Source organism: Brotaphodocola sp., from assembly GCF_983179755.1.
Window position 1 is genome coordinate 1 of record NZ_CFAHBC010000028.1, and the last position, 17,383, is coordinate 17,383.

Below are 17,383 nucleotides of genomic sequence, written 5' to 3' on the forward strand. Positions count from 1 at the left end.
GGCGCTTTCATCTCGGTCATTGAATGACCGAGGATTCCCGCTTAGATGTCCTAAAGTTTCACAAAACTGATTTTTTTCTTTCTCGGAGAGTTCTGCGGTCAGCCATTCATAGAACATGGCTTCAATCTGAGCTTTGGAATTTTTCAGTTCATCTGCCTTGGAGGTGGCAAAGAGGAGCTGACTGCGTCCATCATTTGGATTTGGTCTCCGCTCTAAATAACCTTTAGTTTCCAGACTCATCGTTCTTCTCGCAGCAGCACCTTTGTCGATCTTTAGTTTTTCTCTCACCTGTGCCTGAGTCATTCCCGGATTGTGGCGGATAAGATGGATAAAATCAAATTCTGCTGTTCCAATTCCCTCCTCTTTCATGGTCTGAATCGTAAATTTTGCGACCTCACGCGCTATTTTTGTCATTTTTCGTTCGGTTTGGTCCATAAAATAATTCCTCCATTTCTTGTATTTGTTCCTTCGTTTTTTGATTTCATTTTTATTTTTACAAAAGAAAGATAATATTGTGATCCATGATGAGTAAATGACAGATAGATGTATATGCAACTAATTTGTAATGTCAAGAGTGGGAAGGAGGTTTTAAAAATGTTATTTGGCTTTTCAAGTTGATTAATTTGGTGGTAGTTAGGTTGTTGTTTTGGGGAGATTTTGGGATGATTTGTAGTAGTAATGTGAGGAAGGGTGGAGTGTGTTGGATTGGTTTATGTTATTTACATAGAACGTAATATAAATACATTTAATCATTTTTGGAAATATTATCGCTTGTATCGCCACTATTCGTTACTACTTTTATTTTATTTTTTATCAATCCAATTCTAAGCAATTTCTACTTCTACACAATAACCCCCATCATGAATATAGTCACAATATTGAAAATATTCGAAAATATAAAAACAGGATCAAAACAAAAGTGCTTCTCTTTCACTCTCTTATTTTGATCCTGTTTTCTTTTCGTTCTGTTTTTGTCTCTCTTTATTCTTTATTTTACTGCTCTTCTCGCCTTGTAAAACTTCAAAAAATTTTAGAAAAGCATTTATTTGGATTCTGCGTTGGTTTTAAAAATCACGCAGACAGGACTTTCTGCCTGAATCTCGCTTCCACTGTAAGAGAGCAGACCCGTTTTCGGATCAATATCCATCAGGCAGATCGTATCGGTGAGTTCATTCGCCGCCAAAAGCTGGGTTCCATCTGGATTTCTCGTGATAAAGCGTGGCTGTTCTCCGCGTGTCTTGATATTTTGCAGGTAAGTCATGCGACCAGTCTCCTGATCCAGCCCAAAGACGGTCACACTGTCATGTTTTCGGTTGGAGAGATAGAGAAATCTGCCATCTACGCCGATCTCGATCGCACTCGCCCAGCCATCGCCTGGGAAATCCTCAGGAAGTGTCGTTAAAATCTGCTTCGGTTCCAGATGACCACTCTTCTCATCAAAATAGTAGCAAGTTACCGTGCTGTCCTTCTCATTCAGGCAATAGCAAAATTGGTTATTTGGATGAAAGACGCAGTGTCTAGGCTCTGATCCACTTCTTCCCTTTACAAGAAACGTCTCTTTCAAATCGCCCGCCTCAGAGTCAATGCAAAATACTGTTATTTTCCCCACTCCCTGAAGGCGACCCTGAGATGGGACGAGAAGCCATTTTCCACTCTTATCCTGACAAACCTGATGCGGATGAGAGATATAGCCCGGACCGCCATTTCCGGAAATAAACTTTAATTCCTTAATCTTTCCGAGTGATCCATCCGCCTCAATCGGAATCACAGATACTCCACCAGTCTGCAGATTTGCCACAAACAGCCACTTTCCCGTCTGATCAAGCGTCAAATGAACCGGATTTGTCCCATGAGTTTCGGTTGTGTTCTGGTAAGTGAGCGTTCCGTCCTCTCCCACCACATAGGCACTGACCTCCGAGAAATCGCCGTGAATCGCATACAGTCGATCCTGCTTTTTATTGAGACAGAGATAAGACGGATTTACCTGTCCCTCTGCAATCTGCAATAATTTCCACACTCCACGTTCAACACGGTACACACGAATTCCTTTTCCTCTCGCCTTGCGCTCTTTCGTTGTCCGACATCCAACATATGCATAATAGCTATCGCTCATCGTATCTTAAATCTCCTTTCTACCTGTTTCCTGATAAATCCCTTTTTCCTGCAAAATGATCGTTCGCCTTATCTGAAGTTTTCGACACTGTCGCACGAATCTTGTAACCGCCAAGCACAATGTACATCACAATCGCACAGATCAGATTTGAGATTGACACACCGAGAAAGATCTGATTGCTAAGTCCCTCAATTCCCATTTCCGTCAGCAAATCTCCCACAATGATTCCGGTGAGAGCAATCGGAGAAGCCGTTCCCCCAACCGCTCCAAGGATTGCCATGACACCCATCAGAATCGGGTTGACATTCATCTAGACAGACAGCGAAACTGCAAAGATGACGGTTACTGACTGTACACTGATTGCGCCTGGTCCCGCTGCCGACAGCACAAAGCTGACCACATACACAATAATCGGAACAAGGAAGGTGTTTTTTCCGCAAAGTCCAATCAGACGCTTCGATATTTTTTCCAATGTACCATTCTGCTGAAGTAAACTGAAAAACATCATCGTTCCCAACAAGGTTGCAAACAGTTTATACGGAAATCCTTTGTAAATATCCCCTGCGTTCATTCCCCCTAATGTTCCAAGAACAAGTGCAAGACCAAAACACACAATTCCCACATTCATTTTTTTCGTAAACCCAAGAACAATCGCCCCAACAAGGAATAACAATGCAACGACCTGTAAACCCATATACTTTCCTCTCCTTTTCATATTTCATTTGCGTTTATCTGTAATTTATTCGATTTGGTGTCATCCCGCCAAACACAAAATTCACCCGTACATTTTTTACAACTCCTCCCCTTATTTTTTCTCCGTTTTTTGTTATCTTTACTATACATCTTGTGTATTATAAAGTAAAATGGTATAATTTTATCGTTATCAATAACTATCTGGAATAAAAGAAAAGGAAACAACAAAAAAGGAAATAAAAGAAAAGAAAAAGAAAGAACGGTAAGATTTTATGGACGAAAAAGACTATGAACTTCTCTTAGACTTAAATGAGACAAAAAACATCACAAAAACGGCACAGAAACTCTATATGACCCAACCAGCGATCACCAAGCGCATTCAAAAAATGGAGGAGGAATTGCAGTGTACCCTGTTTCTCCGCTCAAAAAAGGGAATTCTGTTCACCCCCGCCGGTGAGCAGATTCTCCCCTACGCGAAAGAAATCCTTGTGAACAGCCGAAAATTAAAGGGGCAGGTTCTAATGTCTCAGAATCAGATCTGTGGAACCATCCGCCTCGGATCTTCTCTGAACATCGCCCACTACTACCTTCCACGCATTTTAAAACTCTACACCGACAACTATCCCCTTGTCGATGTGCAGATTACGACGGGACAAAGCAAACATCTCTTTCAGCTCTTAACCCGGGATGAGATCTCGATCGCGATTATCCGCGGTCACTATGCCTGGGATGAAGCCTGCCAGCTGATCTCCACAGAACCGATGTGCCTGGTATGCAGCAAAGAGAACCAGGGCAGACCACTCACCAACTATCCCTATATCGGGCGTCACACCGACTCCGATTTAAGCACCCGCATCGACCGTTGGCTTCTTGCACACAATCTGGCCAATCTGCGCCCGCACATGTGGATCGACAGCATTGATGCCTGCAAGGAGATGGCAAGGTACGGTCTTGGCTGGTGTATCTTGCCCAAAATTTGTCTGAATGATTTCGACGGTTACACCGAGGATCTCTATATGGAAGATGGATCTCCGTTTCTTCGCAGTACCTATGTGCTTTACAAGCACCTCTATGCCAAACTTCCGCAGGTACAGCTGTTTCTCGATATGCTGACCAATGACGCCAAACAACCTCTCATGACGTAAATAACCCGGAACTTTTTCCAGAATTCCGATGGCATAATCTCTAGTTTCCTATAAAACAATAAAAGAACGGCTGACCAGAGTGATCAACCGTTCTTTTATTGAATACTTTTATTTTACCAGTTTTTCTTTTCCTTGCTACTGCCGAGAAGAGAGAAGCCCTGCTCTAATCCATCAACGAGCTGCAAAAGTCCGTCGCCTACATCGACTGGAAACAGGGATCTTACTTTTTTACAATGAATGCGCGAAAAGCTCACGCCTTTAGGTGTGGGATGGATAGCATAGATGTTTATTTTTGTGATTCTTCGTCGTCTTTTTTCTGTGTAGAAGTCCAGTCCGGGATATTTCCATTTACGATCGCATGAAAGATGCGCTTTTTTGCACCGCGGTTTTCGTGGTCGATGCCGATCAGAAGCTGTTTGACATACTCTCTGCGCGTGTGACCGTCGGCTGGACAGGGATTCTTGCAGACAGGAAGCTGCATGAGATTGCGGAAACCCCTGACATCCCCTTCTTTGACGAGCATCAGCGGGCGGATGACCGTGAGATTCGTCTTCTCAAGATGAGTGACTGGTGGGAAAGCATAGAATCGTCCCTCGTAGATCAGAGACATCATGGCAGTCTCGATCAGATCATCCTGATGATGAGCATAGGCGATCTTGTTACAGCCGAGTCGCAGTGCCTCATCGTTTAATGCGCCCTTTCGCATTTTGGCGCAGAGTGAGCAGGGATTGGACTCTTTTCGGATATCGAAGAGGATCTTGCCGATCTGGGTGGAGACGACGGAGTAGGGAATACCAAAGTCTTCACAGAGTTTTCGGATCGGTTCAAGATTCATCGTATCAATTCCCATGTCGACGGTGATTGCGGAGAGGGAAAATTTGCGGGGATAGAATTTTTGAAGACCGTGCAGGGCATAGAGCAAAGTCAGGCTGTCTTTTCCACCTGAGATGCCGATTGCGATGTGGTCTCCGTCCTGAATCATATCATAAGTATCAACTGCCTGGCGCACCAGACTCAAAAGTCGCTGTAATTGCATAAAAAGTACCTTCGGATTTCATATTTTCATATTATATCGTAATTTTCATAAAGTGGCGCGATGCCCCGACTTCTCTGTTTTGCCTTCAAACATTCGAGGATAGGTTCTAATTTTTCTTCAGGAATTCGTTGTCAATCCACTGCAGTCGGTGCATTTTTTGTTTCATAGAACGCAATTTCCTATGAAACAAAAAAGCGACTTCGCAAAATCACGAAATCGCTTTATAAAAAATGCAGAAGAAGGGAGTCGAACCCTCAAGGTATTGCTACCACACGGACCTGAACCGTGCGCGTCTGCCAATTCCGCCACTTCTGCATGGTGCGGAAGATGGGACTTGAACCCACACGACATTGCTGCCACTAGATCCTTAGTCTAGCCTGTCTGCCAATTCCAGCACTTCCGCTCACAGGTATGTATTCTACTACAAGTGTTTCCAAAATGCAAGTGTTTTTTCAAAAAAAATAAAATTTTTTAATTTTGATTTTTACAGGTGTAATGAAAGCAAGATATTTTGAAAAAGAAGGGTATGAGATTGTTGTGGATACCCGTGGAACTCTGCTCTGGGAGGATTCTGCCAAGGCGGGCGCCCACTGTTGATTCTGATGAGTGAGAAAGCCAACAAGGAGTATTTGGATTATTTGGATGGCAAGCATATTTCATGGCTGATCAACTCCTACAAACAGCAGTAAAGTGAGGGTAAATGCCAAGTGCACATCCCTCCGGAGCATTTTTTGTATGATAGGACGCAATTCTCTATCATGCAAAAAAATATGTTTTCGAACATTCGTTCGTTAACAAGATGGTCAAAAAAACGAACAAAGGTTTGCTTTTATCAGAAACATATGATAAGATAAATTTACAAACATTTGAAAATAAATTTTCAGAAAAAACATAAATATCCTGCTGAAATATGCAGGCAAAACAGGAGGGCGGACAGATGGCCAGAAAAAAAATCTCTCAGAAACAACAGGAAATTCTTGATTATATCAAGGCGTGCATTCTCAAAAAAGGATACCCACCAGCAGTTCGCGAAATCTGCGAAGCCGTTCATTTGAAATCAACCTCTTCCGTTCACTCTCACTTGGAGACGCTTGAGCGAAACGGATACATCAGACGTGACCCTACAAAACCACGTGCAATCGAGGTTCTTGACAACCAGTTTTCCACTCAGCGCCGTGAAGCTGTTCAGGTTCCGATCATTGGAACCGTCGCTGCCGGACAGCCGATTCTCGCCGAGCAGAATATCGAAGAATATTTTCCGATCCCTTCCGAGTATCTTCCAGCAGGCGGAGAAGTCTTCATTCTGCGTGTCAAAGGCGAGAGCATGATCAATGCCGGTATTTTCAATGGTGATCAGGTCATCGTTCAACAGATGAATATTGCCGAGAATGGAGACATCGTTGTCGCACTGCTTGACGACTCTGCGACAGTCAAGCGCTTCTACCGCGAGAACGGTCACTATCGCCTGCAACCGGAGAATGACACGATGGAACCGATCATCGTCTCAGATGTTCAGATTCTCGGAAAAGTAGTTGGACTGTTCCGAAGAATGTCTTGATCTCGAGATCTTAACCAGATTCCGTTAAACCTGGCAGAACACATTTGCGAATCGAAACCAGCGAATCTAACATGTACGAAAAATCCCATGTCTGAAGGCATCGAAATGGAAACTCGCACGCCTAAAACATGGGATTTTTCATAACAAGCGCCACTGGCGCTTTGCACCCTCGCGGAGCGTTTTTGTACGATAGAACGCAATTTCCTATCATAATTTCCTATCATACAAAGAAAAACAGCCGGTTGGGGGACCGACTGTTTTAAGGAGAAGGTATTTCGTTTCTTATGGGATGTTGCAAAAAACTATATTTTGTATTGGGGGGTTACGTCTATTATAATAGCATGAGCCATCAAAAAAGTGTGCACAAAGTTTGATTTTTTTTGAAAAAGTTTTTTTGCATCTTCCACAATGTGTATCGTTATAAAAACATAGCAAAGTCTTTTTCCCCGTTTTCGTTCTGATACGCTTCTCCCTCGATATCAAAGACCTGCTTAACTCTCGGACGATTAAGCGCCTCGATCGGTGTTCCCTGCGCAATCACTTTTCCCTCATTCATCAGAAAAATATAATCGCAATAATGCGTTGCCAGACGCAGATCATGAATCACAATCAGTACCGTCTTCTTACACGCCTTCAGATAATCAAGAAGAAAGAGCTGGTGACGAATATCTAAATGGTTCGTCGGCTCGTCCAAAATCAACGTGTCCGCTCCCTGCACAACCGCTCGCGCGATAAATGCCATCTTCCGCTCTCCTCCAGACAGCGAAAGGATACTGCGATCCCTCAAGTGCAAGATCCCAAGTTCCTCCATCGCCAGCTCCATGACCTCTCTGTCCGGACGAGAATGGTCAGCTCGCGCATATAGTCCCATTGCGACGACTTCCTGCACCGTAAAATCAAAGACACTCGCCATATCCTGACCGACATAGCCGATCATCGATGCCAGCTGCTTCGGCTTATAGGAAGAAACCGGCTTTCCATCCACAAGAATCTCTCCCTGGGACGGTGTCGTGATCCCAAACGTCGTCTTAATCAAGGTTGATTTTCCGCATCCGTTCGGTCCGATGATCCCGGTCAGACAGCCCTCCCGATTTTCCAGATCAACTCCCTTTAAGATTTCTTTTCCACCAAGCCGGACATGGATATCCTGATATTGAATTTTCATACTTTAAGAAAAATCCTTTCCTATCCTTACTGCCTTACTTTTCGCAACCTTTAATGTCCACCATATCTGCTTCGAATCATCAGAAACAGGAAAAACGGTGCTCCGACAAAGGCTGTGATGATTCCAAGTGGAAGTTCCGCGACTCCAAATCCTCCTCTCGCAAGCGCATCCGCCCACGCAAGATAGATTCCTCCAAAAAGAGCAGAAAATGGCAGTACAATCCGGTTGTCACTCGTCCCGGCAAGGAAACGCACCGTGTGAGGCACAACGAGTCCCACAAATCCAATGATACCCGTCACGGAGACAAGTGATGCGACCATCACCGAACAGAGAATAAAGACGGAATTTCGGAACAACCGCACCCTCATTCCCATCGCCATCGCATCATCATCGCCCATCATCATCATGTTAAACTGCCTTCCGGCTATCGTACAGATTATACTTCCCGCAATCACGCACACCGTCGGAAGCGCAAGGCTCTTCCACTGTGCAGACGCAATGCTTCCCATCTGCCAGTTATAGACCGAAGCGATGCTCTCCGGACTCTTTGCAAGGAAAATCAGAAAACTCGTCACTGCACTCATCACCGCATTGACTGCCGTTCCCGATAAGAGAAGTGTCACCGGCTGAAGTTTTCCACCTCCTGCACTTTTTGCCATCAGATAAACCACTCCTGCAGAGAGAAGTGCTCCGAGAAATGCAGACACTGTCGTCTGGTATTGTCCCGCAAAAAGCGGAAACGGCATCAGAAGTGCCCACGCTGCCCCCGCGGAAGCTCCGGACGAAATGCCAAGAATATACGGGTCTGCAATCGGGTTCAGCACAATCGCCTGCATCGCAGATCCACAGACAGCCAGTCCCGCTCCACAGACCACCGCAAAGATTACTCTCGGCAAACGGATGTTCCAGATAATCTGAAAATGTGGAACAGAGTAGACTCCCTGCGCAAGTTTCTCGCTCCCGCCAAAAATCTTATCGACGATGATTCCGGCTGTCTCCGAAAACGAAATTCCGGTCGAACCAATACTCACCGTTGCAACCATAGAGATGAGAAGTCCCACCAGAAGCAGAAGAAAGAGCAGGAACTCTCTCCCGCTCTTTCCCTGCTTCCCGTTTACTCGAAACATTCCGGGTAGAAGTGCTGTGCAAACTTCTTGCACGCACTTGCCGCACGCACATCCTGCATCACTTCTACCAGCGGAATAATCAGGTAATTCTCATTTTTTACTGCCGGAACTTCAGACAGAGCCGGATTGCTCTTTAAGAAATCGAGCTTCTCCTCCACGGTCTGAGTGCCGTAATCGTTGATGATAATCACATCCGGATTCGTCTCCACAAGAGTCTCCACGCTCGTGTTGAACCAGCGGGAATCTGCCATGTTGCGGGTACAGTTGACTCCACCTGCAAGTTCAATCAAGTTGCTCTCAAGACCTTTTGAGGTCGTGTAGATCTCATTCCCCTTGAAGGTGTCCAGAACGAAAGCCTTCACCTTTGTATCCTCCGGAACGTCCTTAACTGCCGTCTCAACCTCTGCAATCTGATCCTGAATCTCTGTCACGAGTTCCTCTGCCTTGTCCTCAACCTTAAAGATCTTTCCAAGATTGCGAATATCCGTATATACATCCTCAACCGTCTCATCCTGCACGATCGTTCCCGTGATCGTCAGACAGTTGATGCCCTCATTTTCAAACTGCTCATAGCTTCCCCAGGAACCATCTTTAAATGCGCTGATCTGTCCGATTACAAGATCCGTTCCAAGTGCAACTGCATTCTCATTTGATTTCTCGATCTGCGGAATCTTCTCAAACTGTGCCTCAAGCTCCGGAAGCGGTTTATCTGCCGCGCTCGTCGATACATTTCTTCCGACAACTCGGTCTCCAAGTCCAAGCATCACCATATTCTCGGCAGCATAAAGGTTTGCACACAGTACCTTCTCCGGCATTTTCGTGAAGGTAACGGTACGCTCTCCATTCTGAATCTCAACTGTGCCATAATCTGCCGGATCCTGCTGATCCTTGCTCTCCGCCTCGCTCTGATCCGCAGATGCCTCAGATGCTTTGCTCTCCTCTGCCACGGACGATTCTGCTGTGGTCTCCTGCGCACTTGTCGTATCTGCGTTCTTTGGAGCACATCCGGTTGCTAACGCCATTCCGAGAAAAAGCGCCATTGCCTGTACAACTACCTGTTTCTTTTTCATGTTTTTCTCCTCTTTTTCTTCTGCATCATGTCCGCACTTCTCTTACGGGAATATGGGAAGCAAACATGAGCGATGATCGTTGAACTGATAAAAAGATAGTGCTTTGATGCATTTTTCGCTGAAATAAAATCTGAAACAAAAAAATGCCCTCTTTATCGCCTTGACCCTGATTTTCAAAACATCTCAGGTGCAAATGGCAACTCTAAGCGCACATCATAGCATGGGGAGAAGAATACTCATCAAAAAGACGCTGTTCCTTTCTCCAGCGTCTCATATCCAACCTTCCCTCCGAAAGCGGATAATCCCACATGACAGCAGGTCTCCTGGCTTGGAATCATCCTCCGTCTTCGTCTTCCCGGCATTTTTATCTTTCTGCCAGTGACTTTTCTTCAACGTGTGGTAAAAGACTTCGTCCTCCAGTACAGTAGCGGGGGCTGCGCTGTTTGCCAAATGATTGGGGACAGCTTCCCTGTCAGGCCTTTCGGCACTGTCACGCCTATTTGATTTCAGTTCATCCGTATTATAAGAGGTTTTTTGTTCTTTGTAAAGGTTTTTATTTACTCTGATTTGCTCTGTCTTCCTGCTCTCCCGCCTGTGTCAGGGAGAGCGGACTCGTCCTCCTGTCAAAGATCTTTGCACCCAGTTTCTCCTCGATCTTTGCGAGGAAACTGCAAAACGCCGGTTTGGACACAAGGAGCTGTTCCGCTGCCTTCGTGATATTTCGGCATTCCGACACAGACTCTATCTATGATCCTCGCCCGATCTGCACATGGTCTGATTCTCTTTTCAATATCCTCATCACACTCATCGTGGCAGGGAAAATCCCTTTCCGAGTACCTCCTCCGTCGAATCCACAAGCACAAAGCCTTCCGGATCGAGTTCGCGAATCAGGCGCTTGATCTTTGGCAGACGACGCGGAGAGATCGCGCACAAGATCGCCTTCTGGTTCTGTCCTGTGTATCCGGTCTCAATCGGAAACAGCGTCACGCCCACATCGTTTCCGAGCAGAGTCTTTTGGATCTGTCGGTATTTCGGGCTGATGATCCAGAGCTTGACCTGTGTGCTTCCTGTCATCAGAACCTTATCCAGAATCACGGACATCACCATAATCTGAATCATGCCGTATAAAATCTGATTGATGTTGGAAAACGGAATCTGAAGTCCCACAACAAGAATGCTGATTCCCATCATCGCTGTGCCGACCGGTACCCCAAAAATCCGGTTGACAATCAATGGTGGAATATCAAGACCACCCGTCGAAGCATGGGCCCGCATCACAAGTCCAATCCCAATGCCATACAAAATTCCCGCAAACACCGCGCAGAGCACCAGATCATCCGTCAATGCTTTTCCGTCAAACACAATCTCTAAGACGCGCAACATTAGCGGAAAAATCACAGTCGACAACAGTGTCGTCACCGCGAATTCCTTTCCCAAAATCCAGAGTCCAAGCAAAAAGCAGACTCCATTCACAACCGCATACGTCGCGGAGACAGGAAGAGAGGTAAAGACATACACAACCTTTCCGACACCTGTCGTTCCCCCCGTAATCAATCCTGTACTCTCCAAAAATGCTGCCGTCGCAAACGCGACAATCAGATTTCCCACAAGCACCATCAAAAGATTTTTTAATTTTTCCATGTGAACCCCCATTCCCTTCTCTGACTTTTCCCCTCGTTAACAGTTAACACTACTTACTCCATCAAACAACCGCAAACTCGTGCTGATGCAGACATCTGCGTTCTAACGCAGGCGCTTATTTTTCTATTGCGCTCATTTCATTATAGCACAAAAAAGCAGTTTCTGTCTGCATGATTCACAGACAAAAACTGCTTTTCCATGATCCAACAATCAACCGCAGATCAGCGAATAGACTCCAAGTCCCGCAAACGCAGTGCTGATGATCATTGCAAGGAAAATCAACCTTCAACCTTGAGAGAATCTTCCTGTAAGTGTAAGTATTCTTATAAAACGAACAAAACTTTTATCAAGCGTCTCTTTAAAGTGATAAAGTAAACAAAAAAAGGCGAACGAAAGAGTCTATCATCTCTCTTTCGCTCGCCTTTTTTCGATCATATAAATCATACGATCACACACTCACGCAATTTATTAAACTTATCAAATAATCAAACAAATCTGTTAAATGATCTGAACCACATAAATTCCTAGTGAAACGTCTCACTCTTCCGATTTCCAAAGCTCTGACTGTGAACCACCCGATACTGACGTGGGGTCATTCCGTAACGCTTCTTAAACTGTCGGTAAAAATAGCTTACATTCTCATATCCGACGCTCACTGCAACTTCTTCAACCTGAAGATCTGTCTCCACAAGATATTTCGTCGCCTTCTGAAACCGCTTGCGCATCAAAAGCTCCTGAAATGTACATCCAGTTCCCTGCTTAATGATCTTACTAAGTCCGGATAACGACTGATGGAAATCCTCTGCGACCTGGCTCAAACTCGCATTCTTATACTGTGTATCAATATATTTTAAAGTTTCTTTCACGATCACATCTTTATGATTCTGTGAGGAATTCTGAATCAGATTTCCAGAGCTTCCCAGAATATGAAGGAAAATCAATCCCATCGTATACTGGCTGATGATGCTGTCATTTCCGTCATCCCGATACGTCGTAACGATCAGGTTGTCCATCAGATTGCGAATATCCGTCTGTCCCCGCTTCTGGAACAGAAGGTACTGCGCGGATGGATTGTTCTTTCTGAGGAAATTCACCATGAAATTGCGGATCTCACTCGGTTCCTGAAGCATCTGGAACGGAATATCAAAGAATTCTGGGCGCACAATCAAAAACAATGCCAGATCCCCTGGTTTTCCCAGTTTCACTTCATGCTCCACATACTGATTCATCATGAGAAGATCGCCCTCATGCTGAATCAGTTCTTCTCCATCGATCCGATGAATGACACCTCCATGGATTGCGTACACCATCTCAATATAATTATGGCGATGCAGAGGAATCGGCTCCTCATCTCCATAAGCTCTTGCGGTAATCAGCTGACGGTCTTTCAGAAATAGTCCTGCATCCATAACGGCTGCTCCATTTCCTTTTGCCTGCTGAAATATCGTTCTCAACTGTGATTTTTCCTCTGCTGTCACTCCCAGCTGCTTTTTTATTTGTTGTTCGTTCATGAAAAAACCGTCACTTCCTTAAAATGTATATGTTTTTTTAAAACACAGGTATCCTTGACAGAATTTTAACTTTATTTCTATCCCCTTAATAATCCCCGGTTTATAATATAACAGAAAGTTTCGAGAACGTTCAGATTCTTAATTAACAAATAGCTGTCCTGATTTTCCTGTTTTTTTATATTTTGCTCAATTTTCTCCAATATTAGTTAAAAAAACGAGTCATTTTTACTCAATTTTTCAAATATCGTTAAACAAAATACGCGCAGATTCGAGTATTTCTTTCGCAAATCCAGGCTTCTACACTCCATTGCCTGCTATTATAGCATTCTTCGTTTCAAAACAAAATAACACTCATTATATCGAATCTCTTTATTTTTCAAAAAAGTAAAAAACTGTTATTCATTTTTTTCTTTTCGCAGCAAAAAAGCGGGGAAATATCCTGTTTTTCGGATACTTCCCCATCTTTGCATTTTTTCGCTCCTATCGATTTCCGTTTTTTACACATTTCGATTTTCGCTTTTTATTTTTCTAAATTTCAAATTTCTCCATTTTTAGTTTTGTTTTTTATTTCTCAATCTTCCATCGAGCTTTCATAGTTCAAGCCGAAATCCAGCTCATAATAATTTCCCGCCTGATCACGGTACGCATAGGCTTTTCCGTTCTCATCCTTCAACTCATCCGGAAGATACTGATCCTTGTCGTATCCAGGCACATCGTTCGGGCTTATGCAGACTCCATCTGCATTGACCGCGAGAACCTCATCCCCTCTTGGCAGAGTCACCGGCAGTTTTCCGGTCGGTGCAAAACGTCCGAAGATCACATCGAGAGTCGCCGACACATAGGTATCAAATCCCGCAAGGAAGGCATCACAGTGCGGTTCTACGTTTCCAACTTCCCATGCAAGCGTAATGTTGACGTTCGCGATCACCTTTCCACCGTGGCTGTGCAGAATCTCTGCGATCTGTGCAATCCGTTTTACACCACTGAGTGTCGTCTCCAAATGCGTCTCTGCGGTCGGTCTTCCCTCCTCATCGACGTTGCAGACTTCCTTGTCTTCACACAGATCCAGTTCCAGATAGCCCGGTGTCGCACTGAAGTACGCGCCCGATGACGGCTGAAGCAGAAGGATTGCAAGATCAGCCTCCTCGACGTTGTTTGTCAGAGTCACGCCCATCGCGTTCTCTGCGACCTGTTTTTCGAGGGATTCCGTCGCTTTTTCTGCCATTTTCGGGTCCTTGTGGAAACACTCCACATACACTTTTTTTCCATTGCACTTTTCTGCGGTGAGTGGCAAAATTCCATCATTTTTCAATAGAACGACACTCTTTCTGTGTGCCTCCATCGCATGATCCCAGTCAGTCTGATTATAAATAACTTTCTCCGCCCGCTTCGGATCGCGGTACGGATTCTCAAACATGCCGAGCGCAAACATCTCCGTCATTGTGCGGGTAACTGCGCGGGTTTGAACTTTCCATCCTTCGTCGGTGCAGATCGGTCTACAATCTGTCCCATTGTCACATCGGTCACTGCATCTACAAAACGCGCCGCCATCATCAGAAGTCCCACGATTCCGGCTGAAACCCCCATTACATCCGTGTAGAACTTCATCATAAACATCGATGACAACATAAACGTGAAATCATTTCCGAAATCTCCAAAGAAATATCCCACTTTGTCTGCAAAACCAAATGGTTTTACATTTTTCCTTGCCTGTCCTGCCATTTTTCTTCTCCTATTCTTGACCAATTCTCGAGTCAGAGCCCACACAGGGCGCAAACCCTGATTCTCTTGTATTTTTAGGTTCTTTCGATTCCTGCAACGTTTACACCCGGTCGATTTTGATCAGCTTGGCGTTTAAGCTCTCAAGAAATCCCTCCGGCATCGTGCCACTCGCCAGACCTGCCATTGATTCCGGTGTCATCTTTTTCATCATATCCCACATGCCAACTCCCGGTTTCACAATGAAATTCGTTGCCAGCTTGACTGCATGTGCCGTGATCTCAAATGCCTCCGGAGACTTTGCAAGTTCCTCCATCGTATCACGAATACTGTATTTGCCCTCCGGGAATTCCATCGGCGCTTTCAGATCCATATCTCCGATGCTTGAGAACCAGTTTGCCACTCCCTCTGCTCTCTCATTGACTTCCGGAAGTACGTAGATTTCAGGCTCCTTCTCCACTTTCTCAAGAGAGATCGAATCTTTCATGCTTCCTGCCTCTGCAACGAGAATGTTGTTTCCTTCTTTCAGAGATACCGTGAAAACAAATACCTTATCGGCTTCCTTCTCCGCAACGAGACTTCCATTTACAAACAGCTTAACGCTCGGCTGATTCGAGTAAACGCGAACCTCAGTCGTCTCACCGGCACGCTGTGCATAGCGCCGTCCACAGATGTGAACCATCGGTTTCTCGCTCCAGTATGACTGATAAATATAAAAGCTGTCTTTCTTTACCTTTCGGTCGATCGTCACAAGTCCCTTGTTGTTTCTGCCTACAACTCCGCCCTCATTTCGCGCTGCACAACCGAAGTCAAACATGTTCCATGCATGGCTCGACCACATCCACGGTCTGTCGTTCAAAACTTTCGCCATATGCTCGTGATACAGCGCCTGATACTCCTCAGAATAGTCCTTACAAGCCGGGTTCGGTCCGTGGTTTGTGATCACGCCCTCACAGCCGTACTCGCTCAGTCCCAGACAGAGATCCGGGTGAAGCTCATGGAAACGGTCAAGCCATGGTCCGTTGTCCTCCATCTTTCCGCCGTACCATCCAAAATAGTGGTTGTAGCTGATCACATCGGTGATATGGTGCATCGGACTTTCAAGCGGAGTCATGCTCACATGGGCGATTGTCGTCAGTCTTGTTGGATCAAGCTCCTTTGCAAGCGCATTCAGTTCCTTATGATTCTCAACGAGTTTCTCTGAAATGCCACCGATCAGGATCTCATTTGAAATGCCCCAGAAGCAGATTGACGGGTGATTGTAATTCTGGATAATCAGTTCCTTGAGCTGTTGGATGCAGTTCTGATGAGCCTCCGGGTCTTTGTTGAACACGCTGATAAACGGGATCTCTGCCCAGACCACAAATCCAAGTTCGTCACAGGCATCGTAGAAATCCTGCGCATGCTGGTAATGTGCGAGACGAATCGTGTTTGCGCCGAGTTCCTTGATGATGCGTGCGTCCTCGTAGTGATCTTCCTTTGTCAGTGCATTTCCCTTATAGAGCTTATCCTGATGACGGCTCACACCGCGAAGAGGAGTCGGCACCCCATTCAGGATAAATCCCTGATTTGGATCACAGGAAAAACTACGCACACCTGTCTGAACCGTAAGCTCATCATAAACTTCATTTCGTCTGAGTAAGGAAGCCTTTACCTTGTATAAGTATGGGGTTTTGGGGCTCCAGAGAGAGATATTGTTTACATAGAGCGTAATTGAATTACTATCAGCCGGTCTCAAACCACCTGCAACCTCAGAGCCATCCGCATCTTCGATGCTGTAAAGCACCGTGAAATTCTCATCTGCTCCGCTCACAAAGCTCTTGATCTCAAACATCGCTCCGTCACACTCATCGGGCTTCGGTGTCACCATGATACCCGGACCACCGTAATAATCCAAATCAAAGTGAACAGACGGAACGCTGATCAGCTTCACTCCACGGTACAGACCGCCGTAAAACGTAAAGTCAGCAGACTGCGGATACACACTGTCCTTATACTTATTGGAGCAGTTGATCACAAGCAGATTCTCCGTTCCATCTATGTGGCACAGGTCTGTGACATCTGCACGGAATGTCGAGTACCCGCCCTCATGATAAATCGCTTTTTTGCCGTTGACATAGACCGTTGCCTGCTGTCCCGCTCCTAAGACCTCCACATAAGTGCGCCCTCCCCCAAGCGGCTGCACCGGTGTCTCAAACATTCTCGCATACCAGTAACTTCCTCTGTCATAACTTCCGTTTCCATCCTGACCATCCACAGCATTCCAGGTGTGCGGAAGATCAACCTGCTTCCAGTCTGCCGGCAATGTTTCCGGTAATCCTGCATCCTGCTGAATGAATTTCCATCCCGCATTGAGATTGATTACTTCTCTCATTCTTTCCCCTCCGATTTTATTAAGATACCCTCGCTGAGTTATGTCCCTCATAAGTGATGACTTAACTATACTCATATTTTTCTCTTTTTCATAGGACGATTTTCGTTGATATTAGCATTATTTTTTGTTAATATAATAAATGAGATTATTTTTGTACGAAATCAAAAGGAGCGTGCGAAAAAGGAAGTGCACGAAAAGAAAAATATAAGCTAACTAAGAAAGGATCTGTCT

Annotated in this window: 15 protein-coding genes, 2 tRNA genes, 1 pseudogene and 1 riboswitch; of the genes and pseudogenes, 2 read left to right on the forward strand and 16 right to left on the reverse strand. The window is 45.2% G+C overall.

All coding sequences use genetic code 11. The annotated features are described in order from the left end of the window. From AC4EVX_RS10080 to AC4EVX_RS10095, 4 genes are all read right to left on the reverse strand, one after another. A partial coding sequence (locus AC4EVX_RS10080; protein WP_490160132.1) for a MarR family winged helix-turn-helix transcriptional regulator occupies positions 1 to 435 on the reverse strand: 435 nt, incomplete at its 3' end. Positions 436 to 1,042: 607 nt separating this feature from the next. After that, positions 1,043 to 2,113 (reverse strand): lactonase family protein, encoded by a 1,071-nt coding sequence (locus AC4EVX_RS10085; RefSeq protein WP_490160133.1) that lies wholly within the window; start codon positions 2,111 to 2,113, stop codon positions 1,043 to 1,045. Between the two features lie 19 nt (positions 2,114 to 2,132). Next, positions 2,133 to 2,423, reverse strand: coding sequence for a hypothetical protein (locus AC4EVX_RS10090; RefSeq protein WP_490160134.1), 291 nt, complete (start codon positions 2,421 to 2,423; stop codon positions 2,133 to 2,135). Continuing rightward, complete coding sequence (locus tag AC4EVX_RS10095) at positions 2,424 to 2,807, reverse strand: SLC13 family permease (RefSeq protein WP_490160135.1); 384 nt, start codon at positions 2,805 to 2,807, stop codon at positions 2,424 to 2,426. Positions 2,808 to 3,078: 271 nt separating this feature from the next. Between AC4EVX_RS10095 and AC4EVX_RS10100 the strand changes: the two genes are divergently transcribed. Beyond that, on the forward strand, positions 3,079 to 3,951 hold the full coding sequence (locus AC4EVX_RS10100) for a LysR family transcriptional regulator (RefSeq protein ID WP_308451622.1): 873 nt from the start codon (positions 3,079 to 3,081) through the stop codon (positions 3,949 to 3,951). A 286-nt stretch (positions 3,952 to 4,237) separates the two neighbouring features. On the opposite strand, the gene AC4EVX_RS10105 is transcribed toward AC4EVX_RS10100, so the two are convergent. From AC4EVX_RS10105 to AC4EVX_RS10115, 3 genes are all read right to left on the reverse strand, one after another. Further along, on the reverse strand, positions 4,238 to 4,987 hold the full coding sequence (locus AC4EVX_RS10105) for a tRNA 2-thiocytidine biosynthesis TtcA family protein (RefSeq protein WP_490160136.1): 750 nt from the start codon (positions 4,985 to 4,987) through the stop codon (positions 4,238 to 4,240). A gap of 231 nt (positions 4,988 to 5,218) precedes the next feature. Beyond that, positions 5,219 to 5,302 (reverse strand) — tRNA-Leu (locus AC4EVX_RS10110). Between the two features lies 1 nt (position 5,303). After that, positions 5,304 to 5,390 (reverse strand) — tRNA-Leu (locus AC4EVX_RS10115). Between the two features lie 534 nt (positions 5,391 to 5,924). Between AC4EVX_RS10115 and lexA the strand changes: the two genes are divergently transcribed. Further along, positions 5,925 to 6,545 carry a transcriptional repressor LexA gene (gene lexA / locus AC4EVX_RS10120; RefSeq protein ID WP_490160137.1) on the forward strand — a complete coding sequence of 207 codons (621 nt, stop codon included), beginning with the start codon at positions 5,925 to 5,927 and terminating at the stop codon, positions 6,543 to 6,545. Between the two features lie 418 nt (positions 6,546 to 6,963). Here lexA and AC4EVX_RS10125 read toward each other — a convergent pair whose 3' ends face one another. The 9 genes and pseudogenes from AC4EVX_RS10125 to AC4EVX_RS10165 all read right to left on the reverse strand — a co-directional run bounded on the left by AC4EVX_RS10125 (position 6,964) and on the right by AC4EVX_RS10165 (position 17,152). Continuing rightward, positions 6,964 to 7,710 (reverse strand): ABC transporter ATP-binding protein, encoded by a 747-nt coding sequence (locus tag AC4EVX_RS10125; protein WP_490160138.1) that lies wholly within the window; start codon positions 7,708 to 7,710, stop codon positions 6,964 to 6,966. Positions 7,711 to 7,760: 50 nt separating this feature from the next. Beyond that, the gene (locus tag AC4EVX_RS10130; RefSeq protein ID WP_490160139.1) at positions 7,761 to 8,837 is read right to left on the reverse strand and encodes a FecCD family ABC transporter permease; all 1,077 of its coding nucleotides are present in this window, start codon (positions 8,835 to 8,837) and stop codon (positions 7,761 to 7,763) included. Beyond that, the gene (locus tag AC4EVX_RS10135; protein ID WP_490160140.1) at positions 8,825 to 9,907 is read right to left on the reverse strand and encodes an ABC transporter substrate-binding protein; all 1,083 of its coding nucleotides are present in this window, start codon (positions 9,905 to 9,907) and stop codon (positions 8,825 to 8,827) included. Before AC4EVX_RS10135 ends, AC4EVX_RS10130 begins: the two co-directional genes overlap by 13 nt. A gap of 296 nt (positions 9,908 to 10,203) precedes the next feature. Then, a riboswitch (cobalamin riboswitch) is annotated at positions 10,204 to 10,414 on the reverse strand. A 46-nt stretch (positions 10,415 to 10,460) separates the two neighbouring features. Further along, positions 10,461 to 10,643 carry a LysR family transcriptional regulator gene (locus AC4EVX_RS10140; RefSeq protein ID WP_490160141.1) on the reverse strand — a complete coding sequence of 61 codons (183 nt, stop codon included), beginning with the start codon at positions 10,641 to 10,643 and terminating at the stop codon, positions 10,461 to 10,463. Between the two features lie 68 nt (positions 10,644 to 10,711). After that, positions 10,712 to 11,548 (reverse strand): YitT family protein, encoded by an 837-nt coding sequence (locus AC4EVX_RS10145; protein WP_308451629.1) that lies wholly within the window; start codon positions 11,546 to 11,548, stop codon positions 10,712 to 10,714. Between the two features lie 524 nt (positions 11,549 to 12,072). Continuing rightward, positions 12,073 to 13,059 carry an AraC family transcriptional regulator gene (locus tag AC4EVX_RS10150; protein WP_308451630.1) on the reverse strand — a complete coding sequence of 329 codons (987 nt, stop codon included), beginning with the start codon at positions 13,057 to 13,059 and terminating at the stop codon, positions 12,073 to 12,075. 571 nt (positions 13,060 to 13,630) lie between these two features. After that, positions 13,631 to 14,500 carry a glycoside hydrolase family 3 C-terminal domain-containing protein gene (locus AC4EVX_RS10155; protein WP_331682083.1) on the reverse strand — a complete coding sequence of 290 codons (870 nt, stop codon included), beginning with the start codon at positions 14,498 to 14,500 and terminating at the stop codon, positions 13,631 to 13,633. 17 nt (positions 14,501 to 14,517) lie between these two features. Next, a pseudogene (locus tag AC4EVX_RS10160) lies at positions 14,518 to 14,781 on the reverse strand (MFS transporter); the annotation flags it as partial. A gap of 100 nt (positions 14,782 to 14,881) precedes the next feature. After that, positions 14,882 to 17,152, reverse strand: coding sequence for a glycoside hydrolase family 2 protein (locus AC4EVX_RS10165; RefSeq protein WP_490160142.1), 2,271 nt, complete (start codon positions 17,150 to 17,152; stop codon positions 14,882 to 14,884). Positions 17,153 to 17,383: the final 231 nt, after the last annotated feature.